This window comes from Parasphingopyxis lamellibrachiae, assembly GCF_003385775.1.
GTDB classification, from domain to species: domain Bacteria; phylum Pseudomonadota; class Alphaproteobacteria; order Sphingomonadales; family Sphingomonadaceae; genus Parasphingopyxis; species Parasphingopyxis lamellibrachiae.
Genome location: NZ_QRDP01000004.1, coordinates 2,301,388 through 2,318,456, shown reverse-complemented (window position 1 = coordinate 2,318,456; position 17,069 = coordinate 2,301,388). Strand labels below are relative to the sequence as shown.

At 60.6% G+C, this 17,069-nt stretch carries 18 protein-coding genes and 1 rRNA gene (1 of these 19 running past the window's edge); 6 read left to right on the top strand and 13 right to left on the bottom strand.

The window, feature by feature from the left end; translation table 11 throughout:
- Positions 1-218, bottom strand: a 16S ribosomal RNA gene (locus tag DFR46_RS11630) (it extends 1,273 nt beyond the left edge of the window).
- 503 nt (positions 219-721) lie between these two features.
- Here DFR46_RS11630 and DFR46_RS11625 point away from each other — a divergent pair.
- Positions 722-2,200, top strand: a complete 1,479-nt coding sequence (locus tag DFR46_RS11625) for a lipopolysaccharide biosynthesis protein (protein ID WP_245953835.1) — start codon at positions 722-724, stop codon at positions 2,198-2,200.
- Positions 2,201-2,211: 11 nt separating this feature from the next.
- Here the strand turns inward: DFR46_RS11625 and DFR46_RS11620 are convergent, their stop codons facing one another.
- On the bottom strand, positions 2,212-2,640 hold the full coding sequence (locus DFR46_RS11620; RefSeq protein WP_116236592.1) for a CBS domain-containing protein: 429 nt from the start codon (positions 2,638-2,640) through the stop codon (positions 2,212-2,214).
- Positions 2,641-2,765: 125 nt separating this feature from the next.
- Between DFR46_RS11620 and DFR46_RS11615 the strand changes: the two genes are divergently transcribed.
- Positions 2,766-3,077 carry a hypothetical protein gene (locus tag DFR46_RS11615; protein WP_116236591.1) on the top strand — a complete coding sequence of 104 codons (312 nt, stop codon included), beginning with the start codon at positions 2,766-2,768 and terminating at the stop codon, positions 3,075-3,077.
- 15 nt (positions 3,078-3,092) lie between these two features.
- Here DFR46_RS11615 and DFR46_RS11610 read toward each other — a convergent pair whose 3' ends face one another.
- The 4 genes from DFR46_RS11610 to hisS all read right to left on the bottom strand — a co-directional run bounded on the left by DFR46_RS11610 (position 3,093) and on the right by hisS (position 7,103).
- Positions 3,093-3,689 carry a DUF4167 domain-containing protein gene (locus tag DFR46_RS11610; protein WP_245953834.1) on the bottom strand — a complete coding sequence of 199 codons (597 nt, stop codon included), beginning with the start codon at positions 3,687-3,689 and terminating at the stop codon, positions 3,093-3,095.
- Positions 3,690-3,965: 276 nt separating this feature from the next.
- Positions 3,966-4,784 carry a peptide chain release factor N(5)-glutamine methyltransferase gene (prmC, locus tag DFR46_RS11605; RefSeq protein ID WP_116236589.1) on the bottom strand — a complete coding sequence of 273 codons (819 nt, stop codon included), beginning with the start codon at positions 4,782-4,784 and terminating at the stop codon, positions 3,966-3,968.
- A 4-nt stretch (positions 4,785-4,788) separates the two neighbouring features.
- On the bottom strand, positions 4,789-5,859 hold the full coding sequence (gene prfA / locus DFR46_RS11600) for a peptide chain release factor 1 (protein WP_116236588.1): 1,071 nt from the start codon (positions 5,857-5,859) through the stop codon (positions 4,789-4,791).
- Positions 5,856-7,103 carry a histidine--tRNA ligase gene (gene hisS, locus DFR46_RS11595; protein WP_116236587.1) on the bottom strand — a complete coding sequence of 416 codons (1,248 nt, stop codon included), beginning with the start codon at positions 7,101-7,103 and terminating at the stop codon, positions 5,856-5,858. The genes prfA and hisS overlap by 4 nt, the downstream gene beginning before the upstream one ends.
- A gap of 131 nt (positions 7,104-7,234) precedes the next feature.
- Here hisS and ppa point away from each other — a divergent pair, with 131 nt between their 5' ends.
- The 3 genes from ppa to DFR46_RS11580 are packed head-to-tail and all read left to right on the top strand — an operon-like array spanning position 7,235 to position 10,474.
- Positions 7,235-7,768, top strand: a complete 534-nt coding sequence (ppa, locus tag DFR46_RS11590) for an inorganic diphosphatase (protein ID WP_116236586.1) — start codon at positions 7,235-7,237, stop codon at positions 7,766-7,768.
- Positions 7,765-8,502, top strand: coding sequence for a hypothetical protein (locus DFR46_RS11585; RefSeq protein WP_116236585.1), 738 nt, complete (start codon positions 7,765-7,767; stop codon positions 8,500-8,502). The genes ppa and DFR46_RS11585 overlap by 4 nt, the downstream gene beginning before the upstream one ends.
- Before the next feature lie 52 nt (positions 8,503-8,554).
- Complete coding sequence (locus DFR46_RS11580; RefSeq protein WP_116236584.1) at positions 8,555-10,474, top strand: M61 family metallopeptidase; 1,920 nt, start codon at positions 8,555-8,557, stop codon at positions 10,472-10,474.
- Here the strand turns inward: DFR46_RS11580 and DFR46_RS11575 are convergent.
- From DFR46_RS11575 to DFR46_RS11565, 3 genes are all read right to left on the bottom strand, one after another.
- Positions 10,471-10,845, bottom strand: coding sequence for a TfoX/Sxy family protein (locus tag DFR46_RS11575; RefSeq protein ID WP_116236583.1), 375 nt, complete (start codon positions 10,843-10,845; stop codon positions 10,471-10,473). The genes DFR46_RS11580 and DFR46_RS11575 overlap by 4 nt on opposite strands.
- Entirely contained in the window at positions 10,842-11,756 is a 915-nt protein-coding gene (locus DFR46_RS11570) for a DMT family transporter (protein WP_342769839.1), read from the bottom strand. Before DFR46_RS11570 ends, DFR46_RS11575 begins: the two co-directional genes overlap by 4 nt.
- An 89-nt stretch (positions 11,757-11,845) precedes the next feature.
- Positions 11,846-12,775 (bottom strand): hypothetical protein, encoded by a 930-nt coding sequence (locus tag DFR46_RS11565; RefSeq protein ID WP_116236582.1) that lies wholly within the window; start codon positions 12,773-12,775, stop codon positions 11,846-11,848.
- Positions 12,776-12,918: 143 nt separating this feature from the next.
- Between DFR46_RS11565 and DFR46_RS11560 the strand changes: the two genes are divergently transcribed.
- Positions 12,919-13,416, top strand: a complete 498-nt coding sequence (locus tag DFR46_RS11560) for an RrF2 family transcriptional regulator (RefSeq protein ID WP_116236581.1) — start codon at positions 12,919-12,921, stop codon at positions 13,414-13,416.
- A gap of 22 nt (positions 13,417-13,438) precedes the next feature.
- Here the strand turns inward: DFR46_RS11560 and DFR46_RS11555 are convergent, their stop codons facing one another.
- From DFR46_RS11555 to DFR46_RS11540, 4 genes are read right to left on the bottom strand one after another with little or no spacing between them, the layout of a single operon-like run.
- Positions 13,439-13,948, bottom strand: coding sequence for a thioredoxin family protein (locus tag DFR46_RS11555; protein WP_245953833.1), 510 nt, complete (start codon positions 13,946-13,948; stop codon positions 13,439-13,441).
- Between the two features lie 4 nt (positions 13,949-13,952).
- Positions 13,953-15,365, bottom strand: a complete 1,413-nt coding sequence (locus DFR46_RS11550; RefSeq protein ID WP_116236580.1) for an NAD(P)-binding protein — start codon at positions 15,363-15,365, stop codon at positions 13,953-13,955.
- 33 nt (positions 15,366-15,398) lie between these two features.
- Entirely contained in the window at positions 15,399-16,523 is a 1,125-nt protein-coding gene (gene ispG, locus DFR46_RS11545; protein WP_116236579.1) for a flavodoxin-dependent (E)-4-hydroxy-3-methylbut-2-enyl-diphosphate synthase, read from the bottom strand.
- A gap of 51 nt (positions 16,524-16,574) precedes the next feature.
- Positions 16,575-17,039: a GNAT family N-acetyltransferase gene (locus tag DFR46_RS11540; protein WP_116236578.1), complete on the bottom strand. Its 465-nt coding sequence runs from the start codon at positions 17,037-17,039 to the stop codon at positions 16,575-16,577.
- Positions 17,040-17,069: the final 30 nt, after the last annotated feature.

Sequence of the window (17,069 nt, the reverse complement as noted above, 5' to 3'; positions counted from 1 at the left end):
TAGCTAATCTTACGCGGGCTCATCCTTAGGCGATAAATCTTTGGACCGGAGTCATTATGCGGTATTAGCAGTCATTTCTAACTGTTATTCCGCACCTAAGGGTAGATTCCCACGCGTTACGCACCCGTGCGCCACTAAGTCCGAAGACTTCGTTCGACTTGCATGTGTTAGGCCTGCCGCCAGCGTTCGTTCTGAGCCAGGATCAAACTCTCAAGTTGATGACCGATCAAGGACGCCACGTGCTAAAAGCCGCGCACATCCAGGATCGTCTCTAGGAGCCGTTCCTGCACAAATATATTCTATTACGTAATGGATACGTGATAGGACATGTAAGACACCCATCGAACAAGTTCGATGAGATCCAAACAGGAACGACAAATTTGACCGGTGATCGGAGCCTTGAGGTCTCCGGACCGGGCGCCGCCGCCCACATGTCCCTTCATTCTAACTAACAATGTCAAAGAGCCGACAATTCCTAGCCCCTACCGAAGCAGAGGGAGACGGGGTTACCGTTCTAAGAAATGTTCCCAGTGGGGCGCGGGGCAGTGCCCGTTACCGCGTCGGGAAGCAGCCATATATGCGGGTCGCAGGATTCGGTCAACACCCTCTTTGCAATTTTATTTCAATTATTTCTGCGGTGCAGCGAATGGCTTGGTTTACAGCTCGTACACCTTAGCGCGCTATGCACGGACGACACGCGATTGGCGAAGGATGCTGCGGCTTGAGTATAACGGAACCCGAAACCAGCCCGGATTCGTTGCGAGACCGTGTCCGCAGCGCAGTTTTCTGGCGTTCTGGCAGCCAGATCGTTGCGCAGATCATTACCTGGTCGTCGACCTTTCTGGTCATTCGGTTGCTGAATCCCGAGGATTACGGCCTTGCCGCCATGGCCGCGCTGGTGGTTTCGTTGCTCAGTCTGCTTGAAGGTTATGGTTTTGCCAGCTCCCTGATTCAGCGCGAATCGTTTGAAAAAAAACAGGTGCGACAGGTTTTCGGCCTGCTGATTCTCATCAATTCCGCACTGGCCACGGCCCAATTTTTCGTCGCACCCTTCGCCGCGGCCTATTTTCGACAGCCTTTGCTGGTCGATATCCTGAGGGTGCAGGCTCTGCTCTTCTTTACCACGCCCTTTCTCGCCCTGCCCTTCGCCTTGCTGAGTCGCCAACTTGAATATCGCAAGATGGCGATCGCGAATCTGCTCGGATCCCTTGCAGGTGCGGGGACCGCGCTGGCCCTGGCGCTGACGGGATTCGGCGTCTGGACATTGGTCTATGCGCCGATCGTCATGTTCACGGTGCGCGCTGCCGGCATGACCATCGCCGCCCGCTCCTTCTACTGGCCCAGTTTTTCCTTTCGCGGCGCCGGCGCGATGATCGGCTTTGGCGGAGCGCTGACCGTGACCCAGTTTTTCTGGTTCCTGCAAAGCCAGTCCGACGTCTTCATCGCGGGCCGCCTCTACGATGCGCACGATATCGGCCTTTATACGACGGCGTTGTTTCTCACCCAGATGCTGGTCTCGAAATTCGTTCCGCCGCTGAACGATGTCGCCTTTTCGGCCTATTCGCAGATGCACCGGGAGCAAAAGCCGATCGGTCCGGCCTTCGCCAATTCGGCCCGTTTGGTTCTTACCGCCGTGCTGCCTTTCTATTTCGGCCTGGCGATTACTGCCGAACCGCTGGTCGAATCGATTCTTGGCCAGCAGTGGCAGGCGACCATTCCGCTGGTCTCTCTGCTCGCCTTCGCCATGCCGTTCATGACCCTGCAAATCCTGTTTGCACCGGCCACTAATGCCCTCGGCCGGCCCGGCATCGCCCTCAGGGTCAATATTGCCGGCGCGCTGATCATGGCGACGGGCTTTTTTATCGGCGCACGGTACGGCGTGATCGGCCTGGCGCGGACATGGCTGGTCGGCATGCCTTTGCTGACCGCGGTTACGATGCTGATGTCGATGCCGGCCATCGGCATTTCACTCGGCCAGCTCGCACGCGCCATTGCGCCGGGTCTATCGGCCTCGCTCGCGATGGCCATTATCGTCGTCGCAATAGATTCGGTGCTGCCCCCGCTGGCGCCCTTTGCAAGGCTTGCCGTGCTCGCGGGAACCGGCGTCGCCAGTTACGCCGCTCTCCTGATGCTGTTTGCGCGCGATCTTGTCAGCGACATGTGGCTGCTCATCGTCAAGCGTCAGGCCGCAACTGCCTGATCGACAACCGGTCAAACCGACTGAATATAATCCCGCATCGCCTGCGCATCCTGCTCGATCCGGTCCATCCTGTATTTCACAAGATCGCCAATCGAGATAAAACCGACAAGAACGCCATTGTCGATAACCGGCAAATGGCGGATGCGGCGCCGGGTCATAAGGCCCAGCGCAGCGAGAATACTGAAATTGGGATCGACCGTGATAGCCGGCGAGGTCATTACTTCCGACACCGGCTTTTCCAGGCCGGCCGATCCTTCGGCTGCAACGCAATGAACGAGATCCCGTTCGGACATGATACCGACGACCTCAGTGCCGTCGACGATCGGCACGGCGCCGATTCGCTTCGCGGCAAACAGTTTCACCACGTCGGAGACTGACATGCCCGGCGTGCCGGTGATCGTATCATGGTCTCGGCTTTCCAGAATGATGCTGACTGTCATAGCGTCTCTCCCAATCGCCAAATTCCACACCGCAATGATGCGCCTTTTCGCCGATAAAGGGAAGACAGGCGTGGATCGGCCAACTTCTGCTTGATGACTAGCGCCGCAATCGTCAAAGGAATTGCATGACCGAAAACAGACCATCACTGGACGATCCCGACTATGCCCGGTTCGCATGGGCCCGCTATCGCCGGACAATGAAATGGATGATGGTTCCGTCGATCGGCGCAGCGCTCGCGGCTCTAATATGGATGCATCTTTATGGGGGCGGGCTGACCATCGCGGTCGCGCTGGCCACCGCATTCGGCGTCGGGCTGACGGTCCTGATGGCCGCCGCCCTTATGGGGCTTGTATTCCTGAGCTCAGGTTCGGGCCATGACGACGATGTCGATGCGCAGAGCCAGGCAAGCCTGCGCCAGCCCCGAAAAAGGAATTAGGCGGAAAACGAAAGCCTAAGCTTCCGCAGCCGTTCCCTTATCGTCGTCATCCTTGTCCGCTTTGCGCGTACGGGTTCGCTTTGCGGGCTTTTTCTCGGCCGAACCGTTCACGGCCTCGCCGCCATCGGCAGACGCCGAAACCGAGAAAGCGGCTGGCAGGCGATCGGCTTCGATCTTCTGCTCTTCGCCGTCCGGCGTCGCGCCTTCGGATTCGCGATTTTGGGGTTCGCGCTTCTTCCGCGGCGTACGTTTTTTCGGTTCTTCCTCAACCTTGCCGGCTTCCGGAGAAGCCTCGCGATCGGATTTGTCCCGATCCTGCGTGTCGCCGGATCGCTGGGAGGCCTTATTTTCTTCGCGCTCGCGCTTCTGCTCTTCCTTGCGCAAATTTGTCTCGGCCTGAACCCGGAAATAATGGTCCGCGAACTGCAGATAATATTCGTTCATCACCCGGTCGCCCTGCTGATGAGCATCGCGCGCCATGGACTTGTATTTCTCGCACAGCTGATTGGCGTTCCCGCGCGCGCGATTGTCCAGCCTGTTTCCGTCGTTCGGCCCGCGATTATTTGGACGGCCACCACGGCTGCGGCGACGACCCGAATTGCGATTATTCATCAAGATACAAAATCCTCAGTCCATTGTTTCCGGAAAAAGCGCGCCCCCGCGCGCAGCTTGATCAGCCGGGCCAATCCCGGTCGCTCGGATACATTTTCTCCGCAAGGACCGGCCAAACCGGTCCTAAAGCCAGAACCACCGGACATCAGCGGTATGACGATGGAGATCATGGGGTGAAGGTTTCAACGATGTTTGCTGTCAGAACCTTCGTTCCACTTACGCCCATATCCGCACCATTTTGCCAATTGCAAGCGAAAATATAACAGGCCGCCGACTCTAGCTGTGGATAAGCAGACAGCGTTCCAATCCGGCCAGGTCGCGGGAAATGGCCGAAAACAGGCCCTGCCGCTCGCAAAGCTCTGCCACGGACGACGCTTGTCCGACGCCAAGTTCGACACATGCAATACCGCCATCGGAGAGCAATTCGGGCAATTGCGGAATGATATAGCGATAGTCCGCCATCCCGTCGTCATCCGCAAACAGCGCTTCGCCGGGCTCGAAATCGGCGACATCGGGCATCAGGGACGCTGCCGGATCGACATAGGGCGGATTGCACAGAATGAGATCGTAGCGCTCCGTTTCCGCATCTCCCCAATGACCTTTACGGAACCGGGCGCGCTCTGTCAGGCCGAGCCGAGCCGCATTTTCCCGGGCGTAAGCCAGAGCCGTATCCGACTGGTCGATGCCCATACCGGTTGCCGAGGGCCATTCGCCCAGCGCGGCCAGCAGCAGGGCGCCGGACCCCGTGCCCAGATCGAGAATCGTCGAAGGCGGCCGCCCCGCCAGTTCGCGAACTGCTGTTTCGAGCAGCGTCTCGCTGTCGGGCCGGGGAATGAGCACGCCGGGCCCGACGGCAAAATCGAGGCTCCAGAATTCGCGGCTTCCGGTAATGTAGGCCAGCGGCTCGTGCGCCGCGCGGCGTTCGACAAGGGCCTCGAAACCGGAAGGCGTTTCCGCGTCGAGGCCACCCAACACCACCGCTTCGCGGCTTTCGCCCAGAATATGGGCCATCAACAATTCGGCATCGAGCCGGGGCGATTCGCTGGTTTTCGCGAGCGTTTCGGTTGCCGCGCGCAGGGCGTCGCGCACCTTCATCCGCTCAATCCTCGTCGATATGGGCGAGCCGCTCGGCCTCGTCCTCGGCAATCAGCGCCCCGATCAACTCGCCCAGCTGCCCTTCCAGTATCTGCGGCAGCTGATGCAGGGTCAGGTTGATGCGGTGATCGGTCACCCGGCCTTGCGGAAAATTATAGGTGCGAATGCGCTCGGACCGGTCACCCGAGCCGACCATGGATTTGCGCGCACCGGCATATTCGGCCTCGGCAATGGCGCGCTCATGCTCGTAAAGCCGCGCCCGCAGCACCTTCATGCCCTTTGCCTTGTTCTTGTGCTGCGATTTTTCATCCTGCTGCGAGACGACGATACCGGTCGGAATATGGGTGATCCGTACAGCGCTGTCCGTCGTGTTGACCGACTGGCCGCCGGGGCCCGACGCCCGGAACACATCGATACGCAAATCCGCCTCGTCGATCTTGATGTCGACCTCTTCCGGCTCCGGCAGCACAGCCACCGTCGCCGCCGATGTGTGGATACGTCCGCCGCTTTCGGTGACCGGGACGCGCTGGACCCGGTGCACGCCGCTTTCGAATTTCAGCTTGGCGAACACGCCCTTGCCCGTCACATTGGCGACGACTTCCTTATAGCCCCCGACATCGGCGGCGCTGGCGGAGATCAGTTCGAACCCCCAGCCCTGTTCCTCGGCATAGCGCTGATACATTCGCAAAAGATCGCCCGCGAACAGCGCCGCCTCATCGCCGCCCGTTCCGGCTCGCACTTCGAGCATGGCCGGGCGGTCATCCGCCGAATCGCGGGGCAACAGCTGTACGGCAAGCGCGCGTTCAGCCTCTGGAATCTTATCCTTCAGCTCCTCGGCTTCAAGCTCCGCCATTTCCTTCATCTCGGAATCGGCGAGCATCTCGTCCAGCGCCGCCAGCTCCTCGCGCAGCCTTTTCAGCTCGCGCGCCGTTTCGGCCACGGGTTCAAGCTCCGAATATTCCTTGGAGAGCTCCACGAATTTGTCCGGCGCCAGATCGCCGGCGGCCATCAGCCCCTGCAAATCTTCATGCCGCGACAGGATCGCGTCGATACGGGCGGTGGAAATTGTGGTCATTTTGGAGGCGATCTTGCTTCGAATATGTCATGGATTGCCGCGCCGTCGGCTGCGCCTTCATCGCGTGCGCTAAGGCCGTGGGTAGGAACACCATCACGAATGTCGAAAGAAGCGATGTATCGCGGGTTGGATTTTACGGCGCGATCATATCGCTTACGAGGGCTTCCGCTGACGAATGCTTCCGCCGAAAATCCCGCTCGTCGGTATTTTGTCGTCAACGCTATTGCTTCTTCTTCACGATCTTTGTTTTCCGCAACAACCGCTACATCCGGTCGAACCAAATCAGGCAGATCCAGCAACATCGCCAGCCGCTCGATCCCGGCCGCCCAACCGACAGCGGGCGTTGGCGGTCCACCCAGCGTTTCGACCAGCCCGTCATAGCGTCCGCCGCCGAGCACCGTTCCCTGCGCGCCCAAGCGGTCGGTGACGAACTCGAACGCCGTGTGGCGATAATAATCGAGGCCGCGGACGAGGCGGGCATTGCGCTGCCAGGCGACGCCCGCCGCATCGAGACCCGCCGTCACCTGTGCAAAGAAAGCCCCCGCTTCGTCGCTCATGAAATCGTCGATCGACGGCGCTGCATCGGCAATCGGCCGGTCGCGCTTGTCCTTGGAATCGAGGATGCGCAGCGGATTGCGTTCCAGCCGCTCCTGGCTGTCTTCGGAGAGATCGCCCTTGTGCGCCTCGAAATGGGTGACGAGCGCGGCGCGCCAGGCGTCGCGGGTCGCCGCATCGCCGAGCGTATTGAGCTGGAGCGTCACGCCGTCCGCTATGCCGAGTTCCCTCAGCAGCTGATCGGCCATGACGAGCAGCTCGACATCGGCCGCCGGTTCAGCCGCGCCGATAATCTCTGCATCGAGCTGGTGGAATTGCCGGAAACGGCCCTTTTGCGGGCGCTCGTACCGGAACAGCGGCCCGTGGGTCGCGACTTTCAGCGGCGCATGCTGCTGCCAGCCATTGGTAAGATAGGCGCGTGCAATTCCAGCGGTGAATTCGGGGCGCAGGGTCAGCGAATCGCCGCCGCGATCCTCGAACGTGTACATTTCCTTCGACACGACATCGGTGGTCTCGCCCAGCGAGCGGGCGAACACCGAGGTTGCCTCGAACACCGGCACTTCGACCCGGCCAAAGCCGTAAAGCCGCCGAACCCGGTCGAACGTATCAACGACATGCGCAAACCGCTCGGCCTGCTCACCGAGCATATCCTGCGTGCCGCGAATGGCGTGAGGCGTATTTTTTCCCATGGGCGGCTCCCCTAGAGCATATTGAGGCGCTAGGGGAATAGCGGAGTGTGTTTGCCAGGATATCACTGGTTCGGAATCACGGCACCCGGCAACAGGGGCGGGGCCACCGAAAAAAAGAAAGACTATAGTGTATGAATATCGATCTCATCCCCGTCGGCGACAATCCGCCAGACAGCGTCAATGTCATCATCGAAGTGCCGGTAGGCGGCGAACCGGTGAAATATGAATTCGACAAGGCCTCGGGCGCCCTGTTCGTCGACCGCATCCTGCACACGCCGATGCGTTATCCGGCCAATTACGGCTTTGTCCCGCACACATTGTCCCCCGATGGCGATCCGCTCGATGCTCTGGTCGTCGCGCGCTCGCCCTTCATGCCGGGCTGCGTCGTGCGCTGCCGGCCGATTGCCGTACTCAATCTTGAAGACGAGCATGGCGGCGACGAAAAATTGCTTTGCGTACCGATCGATGCAACTTTCCCTTACTATCGGAAGATTGATGAGGGCAACGACCTGCCCGAAATCGTGATGCAGCAGATCGAACATTTCTTTACCCACTATAAAGACCTGGAGCCCGAAAAATGGGTCAGGGTAGGCAATTGGGGCGGGGCCGACGAAGCCCGCCAGATCGTAACAGAAGCGATCGAAAGGCTGGGAGCGAAAGCATGACGGCAGGGGAACGAGGCTGGTGGTGGCGCTGCGCCGGGGCCGGTCTGGTTACCCTGGCGATATCCTATTATTTCGGCGAAATCCCCAATATCGAAGGCTGTGCCGTCGATGCAGGCGAGGCCAGTATCGGGTCGATCATCGCCTTCGAACTTGTCCGTTCCCCGTCCGATGTTGCGGCTCTTTTCGGGGCGGACCCGTGTACCGCCAGCTTCCTTGCGGCCATGCGCCATGCAACATGGGTGGATGCGCTGGGCTTTATTCCCGCCTATTCGGCCTTCCTGATCTGCGCCCTGATCGGGCTGCGCCGTTATGGCGGATCGCTTTCCGGGATCGGGGTTGCCGCCGTCGCAGCTGCCGCAGTTTTCGACCAGATCGAGGGATTCTGGCTGTTTTCCATCATGGATGGACTGCCCGGATCGCAGGGTGAGATAAACTGGCTGATCCCGGCCGTGCGCGCCAAGTTCCTGCTGCTTGGCGTCGGCGCCATCGTCATCGGCGTCCTCCTGACCCGCCGCAAGGGCTTGGGCTTCCTGTTCGGCCCGATAATCGCCCTTGGCGGCATGATGACTACCGCGCTGATCGCGGATGATCGCTATATCGCGCTGACCGTTCAGGGCTCAGCCGTCGCCTGGCTGACATTGTTTCTCGCCGCGCTGGTCTATGCGATTGTCGGTATGAAACTGCGCACCCTCGCCTCGGGGGATGAGGAAGAAGGCCCAGCCACTGGACCTTAGCCTCGCGATCCGCCACCCATGACAAAACAGCATTGCCCAAGGAACATTCGATATGATGCGTGCCGCTCTAGCAACCCTGCTTCTGGTTTTCGCCGGTCCGGCAACAGCGCAAATTGAAAATAGCCGTCCCGAATCCAACCCGATCGTCGATACGGTCCCTGTCGCACGGGACATTGCCTATCCGGGAACGATGACGCTCCATGTCGATGCCACCGACACCGAGCGCGGAGTTTTCCGGGTCGAACAGACAATTCCGGTAGCGGGCGCCGGGCGCATAACATTGCTCTATCCCGAATGGCTGCCGGGCAACCATGCCCCGCGCGGCCCGATCGCCAGCCTTGCCGGACTGACGATCGAGGGGAACGGCCAGCCGATCGACTGGTCCCGCGATTCGCTCAACGTCTATGCCTTTCACGTCGATGTGCCCGAGGGCGTGTCGGCGCTGAACCTCAGCTATCAGTTCCTCTCGCCCACGGCCCGCAACCAGGGTCGGATCGTGATGACACCGGAAATGCTCAACCTGCAATGGGAGAAGATGTCACTCTATCCGGCAGGCTATTACGTCCGCAACATCATGGTCTCGCCTTCGGTAACCCTGCCGCCGGGCTGGCACAGCGCCGTTGCGCTACGCGGTCAGCGCAACGGAGAGGATGGCAGAATTATCTATGACACGGTCAGCTATGAAACGCTGGTCGACAGCCCGATGTTTGCCGGTGCGCATTTCCGGCAAGAGCAGTTGAGCGACGATATCTGGCTCAACATATTTGCGGACCGGGCATCGGAACTGGCCGCCACGGACGAGCAGATAGCGGCGCATCGCGCACTTGCCGAGCAATCGGTCCGCCTGTTCGGAGCGCAGCATTTCGATCGCTATGATTTTCTCTTCGCAATATCGGATGCAATGTCGGGTATTGGCCTTGAACATCACCGCTCGTCGGAAAATGGCGTGCCGACCGGCTATTTTCTCGACTGGGACGATGGCCCCGGGCGGCGCTCGCTGCTGCCCCATGAGGTGGTTCACAGCTGGAACGGCAAGCATCGCAGACCGGAAGGCATCTGGACGCCCGATTACCGGACGCCGATGCAGGACGATTATCTGTGGGTCTATGAAGGACAGACCACATTTTGGGGTTATGTGCTGGCGGCGCGATCCGGGCTTTATAGCTCTGAACAATATCTGGACACGCTGGCGATGCAGGCAGCGGCGCTTGACCAGCTTCCGGCCCGGCGCTGGCGCGATCTTGCCGATACCACCCATGATCCTATCATCGCAGCCCGGCGGCCCAAGCCCTGGCGCAGCTGGCAGCGCAGCGAAGATTATTATCGCGAAGGCGCGCTTGTCTGGCTGGAGATAGACCAGATCCTACGCTCGGAAACGCGTGACCGCCGATCGCTGGATGATTTCGCACGCACCTTTTTCGGCCAGCGCGACGGAGACTGGGGCCAGGTCACCTATAATATGGATGAGATTGTTTCGACCCTGAACGCCCTCCACGTCTATGACTGGGAGAGCCTGATCCGGCAGCGGCTGGACGAGAATGCCGCCGGCGCCCCGCTTCGCGGGCTCGAACTTGGCGGATACCAGCTTGTCTATCGCCCCGAACCCAGCGCGACGCAACGCCATGCACAGACCAGCGGCGAATATGTCGATCTGAGCTTTTCCGGCGGGATGACGGTGCGCGACAACGGAACCATCAGTAACGTGATCTGGGACAGCCCCGCCTTCAATGCAGGCCTCACCGTGGGTGCGGAAATCGTCGCAATCAACAGCTATGCCTATTCGAGCAGCCTGCTGGCCAATACCATCGCCACCGCCGCCGACGGCCAGAATGCTATCGAGCTGCTCGTGAAAAATGGCGATCGGTATCGCCGGATCGAGATCGACTGGCGCGGCGGCCTCAGATACCCGCATCTCGAACGGACGGGCAGCGGAACCGCGGGCATCGATCGGCTGCTGGAACCGCTGGGTTAGGACTTCTTCCCGGTTCGTTTTTTCGCCCGGAGCTTTTTCTTCGGCGCCCTCAGCCCTGCTTCGATGCCCAGCCGCGCCCATCGGCGCATCGCTTCGGGGTCGTCATAGGCATCAAGCGGCGCGGCCCGGTAGTTCATCGTGCCGATTTTCCCGTCCTTTCCGGCAAACTCGAATTTTTCGAGCCCTTCCGCTTCGAATTCACCGGCATTCTCCGCATCGCTTTTGAGATAAAGATCGCTGTCCGAAACAAGCGCAAATACGGTGCCCTCGCAATAGAGAACCGCGCCGCCCATCATCTTTCTCATTGTAACGCTGCCCATGGGTTCGAGGCATTCCGCCACCCAGTCGACCAGCCCTTCATCGACACTCATCCGACCGCCGCCTCGACAATCTCCGCCTTTTGCGGGCGCCGCCACGCGACAAGCAGGCAGCCGGCGACGATGAGTGCGGTCCCGAAAAGGGTCGCCCAGGTGATGGCTTCGCCAAAGACATACCAGCCCAGGATCGCCGCCCAGATAAAGGCGCTATATTCGAGGCTGACCAGATATTGGGCTTCGGCCCGCGCATAGCCCCAGGTAACTGCCAGCAGCGAAACGATCGCCAGTGCGGCGGCGCCGGCCAGGGCGGGCCAGTGGCCAGCATCCGGCACGACGGCGAAAAAGGGCGCCACGGCCAACAGGCAGCAAAATGTTATGGCATTCTGGAAAAAGGCGATCTCGACAGGGCCCGCAATCAACGCCATTTGGCGCTGCAATACCAGATTATAGGCATAGGCCGTCGCCGACAGCAGGATTGCAGCGACACCCCATTGGGCCTCTGGCCCGAAATCCCCCTCCATTTTGCCAGCCACAATAACCAGAACGCCTGTCAGACCGAGCAGCGAGGCGAATATCGTGTTTCGTCCGATCCGCTCCTTGAGCAGGACCGCCGCCAGATAAAGGGCAATCAGAGGCGCGATAAAGGACAGGGCCACGCCCTCGGCCAGAGGGACGCGCACCAGGCCCCAGAAGAAGAGAAATGCCATGACCGCGATCAACGCGCCCCGGATGAGATATAACCGCATCGCGCGCCGGCTCGGCCGCCTGGGGCGGCGGCTGAAAAAGAGCAACCCGATCAGCACCACCCCTGCGGCATAGCGCCAGAAAACCGCGTTATAGGCACCCATCGCAACCGACAGGCCCTTCATCACTGCGTCCATCCCGGCAAATAGCGCGAGGCCGATAATCACCATCAGCGCGGGCATCAGAAAATTGTGCGATTCGGGATTATGCAGCGGTTTCACAACTGATCCCATAGCCGCAGCCCGGCCATCCGGCGAGGCAGGAAATGACGCACCCCGCACGCCATCGGCCCGTACGCCATCGGACGGTGTCAGATTGTGAGCGCGGTCGCGGAGCAGGCTTTCGTCAGCCCCAGCCCCCGCTTCATTGCCGGATAGGCCCGCACCATGGCCGCCGCCATGGCCAGTTCGAGCCGAACCGTCCGCCCAAAACGCGCCTCCACTTCATCGCCCAGCTCATCGGCATCGGCGCCCTGACGCGCAATCGCTTCGCCGAACCGGAAGGCCAGCGCCTCATCGTCGGGCAAGCCCGAACCGCCCGCAAGCGCCGCATTGAGAGTCTCCTTCGAAACGCCATCGGCAAGGCTACCCTGCGCACAGGTTAATGCGCATGGCCCGCAATCCTCGACGAGGACGGCGCCGATCCGCGCGGCGCCTAGCACCGATGCGGGCGCAGCATGCCGATGACTGCTGGCCGGCATGAAGTGCATGAATTTTTCCAGCGCGTGGCCCGGCGCCCTAGCGATCTCATGCACATACTGGCTTTCATCGGGAATCATCCGGTCGATGAAGCCAAGGAACAGGCTTTTGGGCAGGCCAGTCGGCGCGGCCTTCTGCCGGATGAAGAGGATAGCAAGCGCCACGAAAACGAAGACGGGCGGGCCGAGCACACCGGGAATGTCCTGCACGAAGCGATCCGGTGAACAGATGCCGACAATCGTCTCGTAGATATGAAGGATACCATGGGCGAGCAGCCACAGCGTCCCCGCCAGCGCAGCCATCCAGCGCATCTTGGGGTTTACGGCCGCATAGCCCAGCATGACGGCGGAACTTAGATAGGCCAGGCCGATATCGCCGATGAAATGCGTGTTCGCGGGTCCGCTCGCGGGCACCGTCGGGATCGCATAATACCAGTCGAGCGGCGCGATCAGCATAAACGCGCCGTTGGCGAATGCAAAAAGCGCGACCAGCGCGATCATGATTTGGGCAACACGATCGAGTGTATCATATGGGCCGGACATAGCGTATCTCCTATTTCGGATATTTATTGTCCGATTATGGAAGGGCTGTCAATATGCACCTTCGGGGAGCGGCAATGGATATATTTCGAGAAGCAACTATATTCGGATATAGTTTGTCTCAATGAGCGGAAGCGGATCGAACTATGCAGATTTCCAAAGGTGTCGAATGGGCCGCCCATGCCGCCGTGCTGCTGAGCGCCCTGCCGACTGGCCGTGGACTGAAAGCCGAGGCACTCGCCCGCTACCACAGCGTCCCCGGCCCCTATATGGCCAAGCAGATGCAGGCACTGAGCAAGGCCGGGATCGTTCAGACGGCGCGCGGCAAACATGGCGGCTATCGCCTCGCCAGGCCGGCCGGCGAAATCACGCTCTGGGATATCATGACCGCGATCGAGGGCAGCAAGTCGGCCTTCACCTGCACCGAAATCCGGCAAAACGGGCCGTGCGGTGCCACGCCCGAGCAATGCCGGAAGAAATGCGCGATCGCGGCCGCCTTTCACGCCGCCGAAGTGGCCTTCCGCGAAAGTCTCCAAGCCATATCGCTGGTCGAGATCGCCGCCGGAGTCGCCGCCGATTCACCGCGCAAACACCTGCGCAATGTCGGGGCATGGCTGGAGAAAGAGGCCGTCGCGATAGGGTAACGGCAAAGCCCTGCCGCAAGGTTCACTCGGGTTCGAACGCCGCGAAATAATCGAAAATCTCGTCTTCGGAACGGCTGGCAGCGTTGCGCCAGCTTGGCGCGGTTTCGGGGTTGAGCAGCGCGCCTTCAGGAGACAGCACCAGAACGGTCGGCGTGCCGACAATCTCGTCGACACCGAAGCCCTGCGCTATATAGATATTGCGCCCGTCGCCCTCCTGCGGGTGGCCGACATCGACATAGACCAGCTCGTATCGCTGATCGAGCATCTCGGCAAAACGCGATGTTTCGAACCAACCCGCCAGAGCGCGACTGTCATGACACCAGTTCGCACCCATGACGAGGATGACGCGGCGCCGATTGATCGTCGCCCGCGCAAACGCCCAGGCAACTTCCGCAAGCGCGGCGCTCTCTTCATCGAAAGGCCGCGTTTCGGGATGCCCGGCATCGCTTTTCTCGGCATGGCCAGGCACGGCACCTGCGATCGGCACAGCGAGCGCAAATGCGGCCAGCGCGTGGAAGTATTTGCACGTCACCGCCCTAACCCTGCTCTTCCTGCGCGATCAGTTTGGGGAGGTTTGCAATTGCCGCCTGAGCCTTGTCGCGGAACTGCTGGAGTAGATCCTGCTTCTCCGCGTCATTGGGCGCGACGGCGGCAATCGTCTTTCCGAAACCATCGAGCCGGGCCCTGATCATCCAATCCTGAAGTTCGGGCCGCTGCGACCATTGGAACTGGTTCATCATGTTGACGAGATTGGCGCGCGCATAGGCGTCGATCCCGTCAGGCAGGGGCACGGGCTGGCCGAGACTGTTTTTTGTCGCGTCGTCCTCATAATTGGCTTCGATATAGGCGGTAAGCGCTGCGCTGAACGCGGGCTGCGGCACCCGGATCATCTGGAGCGTAATCGTATCTCCCTGGAATTGCGGGATAACCGGCCGACGCTCGACAGCTGTCGCCGTACAATCGATATAGAGCGCATCCTCCGCGGTCTTCACCTCACCTGAATCGAAAATCATCTTGCCCGGCTCGATCCGCCTGACATGGCCCATCCGGACCACATCGCCAATGTTGCGCAGTATATCGACCTCGCCCCGCGAGATGGTCGGATAATGGAACATGAGCGGTTTGGTGTCGGGGTCAAGCCGCAGCATGATGCCATCGGCCTCCAACCGGGCGAACAGGTCTTCCGGAGTCGTCGCCTTGGCCAGCGCATCCATGATCTTGACCTGGCCGCCGATCGTTTCCTCGAAAAACTCGAGACCCGGCTGGACGTTCCCGCGATTGAGCATCCATGTATCGCGCGGCCGGACCCATGTGATGCTGTCCGGCTTGGCGCCCGCCTGTTGCAGCCAGACGCCGACATCCATCGCCGTCTTGCCCGCGCCGAGGATCACGAATTGCGAGGGCGTTGATTCGGGTGCCTGCCAGAGCTGCGGCAAGGCGTTCGGCGGCACCATGCGGGCGCCTTCGGCCACTTCAAATTTCGGCTTGTGCGTCGAGGGTATGGACGTTCCGTAATAAGTCGCATCCACCGTCTTGCCGCGGATTTCGACATGGCTTTCCTTGCCCGACAGGATCGAAACGAACCGCCCGTCACCGCAGTAATCGGACATCGGATGATAGGCGACCCGGCCGCTTGGCAGGAACCGCCTCGCCATGACATTCTCATAATAAGCGCAAACTTCCGAACCCGTGGCGAGGCTGTAATAGCCCTTGTTAAGGCCGATCGTGTCTTTTTCGGGCGAGCCCAGCGGTGTCGAGTTCACGCCATAGAAAGCCGATGGCTGGTGCAGCGCGACAAAGGGATAAGCATCGTTCCAATGGCCGCCCGGCTTGGCATGGCGATCCACGAAAGTGATATGCGCATCGGTCTCGTCGAGCAGCGTATCGGCAAAGGCCATGCCGACCGCACCCGCGCCGATGATCAGATAGTCGGTTTCCGCTTCCGCCATTCCATGCCCCCGTCATATGTCAGAATGGGCCACTTACTCCGCGGCCTCAGCGGTTTCCGCTTCCGCGGCCTCGATCTCGGCCGCCTTGGCTTCGACCAGCGAGACGATATGCTCGATCATATCGTCATCCTGCACATGGTGATCGGTGACCCCAGAGAGATAGACCATATGCTTGCCCGCGCCGCCGCCGGTTATGCCGATATCGGTTTCGCGGGCTTCACCCGGGCCGTTGACTACGCAGCCGAGCACGGAAAGCGACAGCGGCGTATGGATATGCTGGAGACGCTCTTCCAGAGTCTGGACCGTGCGGATCACATCAAAGCCCTGCCGCGCGCAGCTTGGGCAGGAGACGACACGAACGCCGCGCGTGCGGATGCCCAGCGTCTTCAGGATTTCATAACCGACACGCACTTCTTCCTCGGGCTCGGCGGAGAGCGAGACACGGATCGTATCGCCGATGCCGAACCAGAGCAGCGAGCCGATGCCGATCGCGCTCTTGACCGTGCCGCCGATCAGGCCGCCGGCCTCGGTGATCCCGAGATGCAGAGGACAATCAACCGCCTCGGCAAGCTGCTGATAGGCGGCGACGGCGAGAAAATGGTCGGACGCTTTCACCGCGACCTTGAACTCGTGGAAATCATGGTCCTGCAAGATCTTGATATGATCGAGCGCGCTCTCGACCAGCGCTTCGGGACAGGGCTCGCCATATTTTTCGAGCAGGTCTTTCTCCAGACTGCCGCCATTGACGCCGATCCGGATCGCGCAGCCATTGGCTCTGGCCGCAGCGATCACCTCACGCACGCGCTCTTCACTGCCGATATTGCCGGGGTTGATGCGCAGGCATGCGGCGCCCGCGTCGGCAGCTTCCAGCGCGCGCTTATAATGGAAATGGATATCGGCAACGATCGGCACCTTGGCGGCGCGGACGATCTGCTTCATCGCAGCCGTGGATTCCACATCCGGGCACGACACACGGATGATATCGACGCCGGCCTCTTCGCAGCGGCGGATCTGGTCGATTGTCGCCCTGGCGTCCGATGTCGGTGTGTTGGTCATCGTCTGCACTGTTATCGGCGCGTCGCCGCCGACCGGCACATCGCCGACCATGATCTGGCGCGACTGGCGCCGTACAATATCTCTCCAGGGGCGTATCGACATGGCCGCGATATAGGCGCTGAAGAGTATAAGGGAAAGGCTGGTATATGCGCGCTAAAACGCCCGCGTCATGCACATCGAGAAATCGTCGGCCCGATAATTGCCAAAGGGCGGGCATTCTTCGAAGTCATACTTGCGGTATAATGTACGGGCAGCGGCAAAAGGCTCTGTCCTGCCGGTTTCAAGACTGAGACGGCGATAACCGCGATGCCGTGCTTCCGCGATCAGATGCAGCAATATCGCCTCACCGACACCGCGCCGCAGAAAGGCCGGGGCCGTCCGCATCGATTTGGGTTCGCCATGATCGGGAGCGAGTTCCTTGAGCGCGCCGCACCCGGCCAGCGCCTCACCCTCCCACAGCGACCAGAAGGTCACATCCGGGCCGCGCAACCTGTCAATCGGCATCGCATGGACGCTGGCCGGCGGCGAATGGCGGATCGCTTCGGCGATATGAAATTCGAGCAGCGCCGCGATATCTGCGCCGGAAAGATCATCCTCACGAATCTGAAATCTGTGCATGCTCAGGCAATAGCCTTGGTCGTTGGCGAT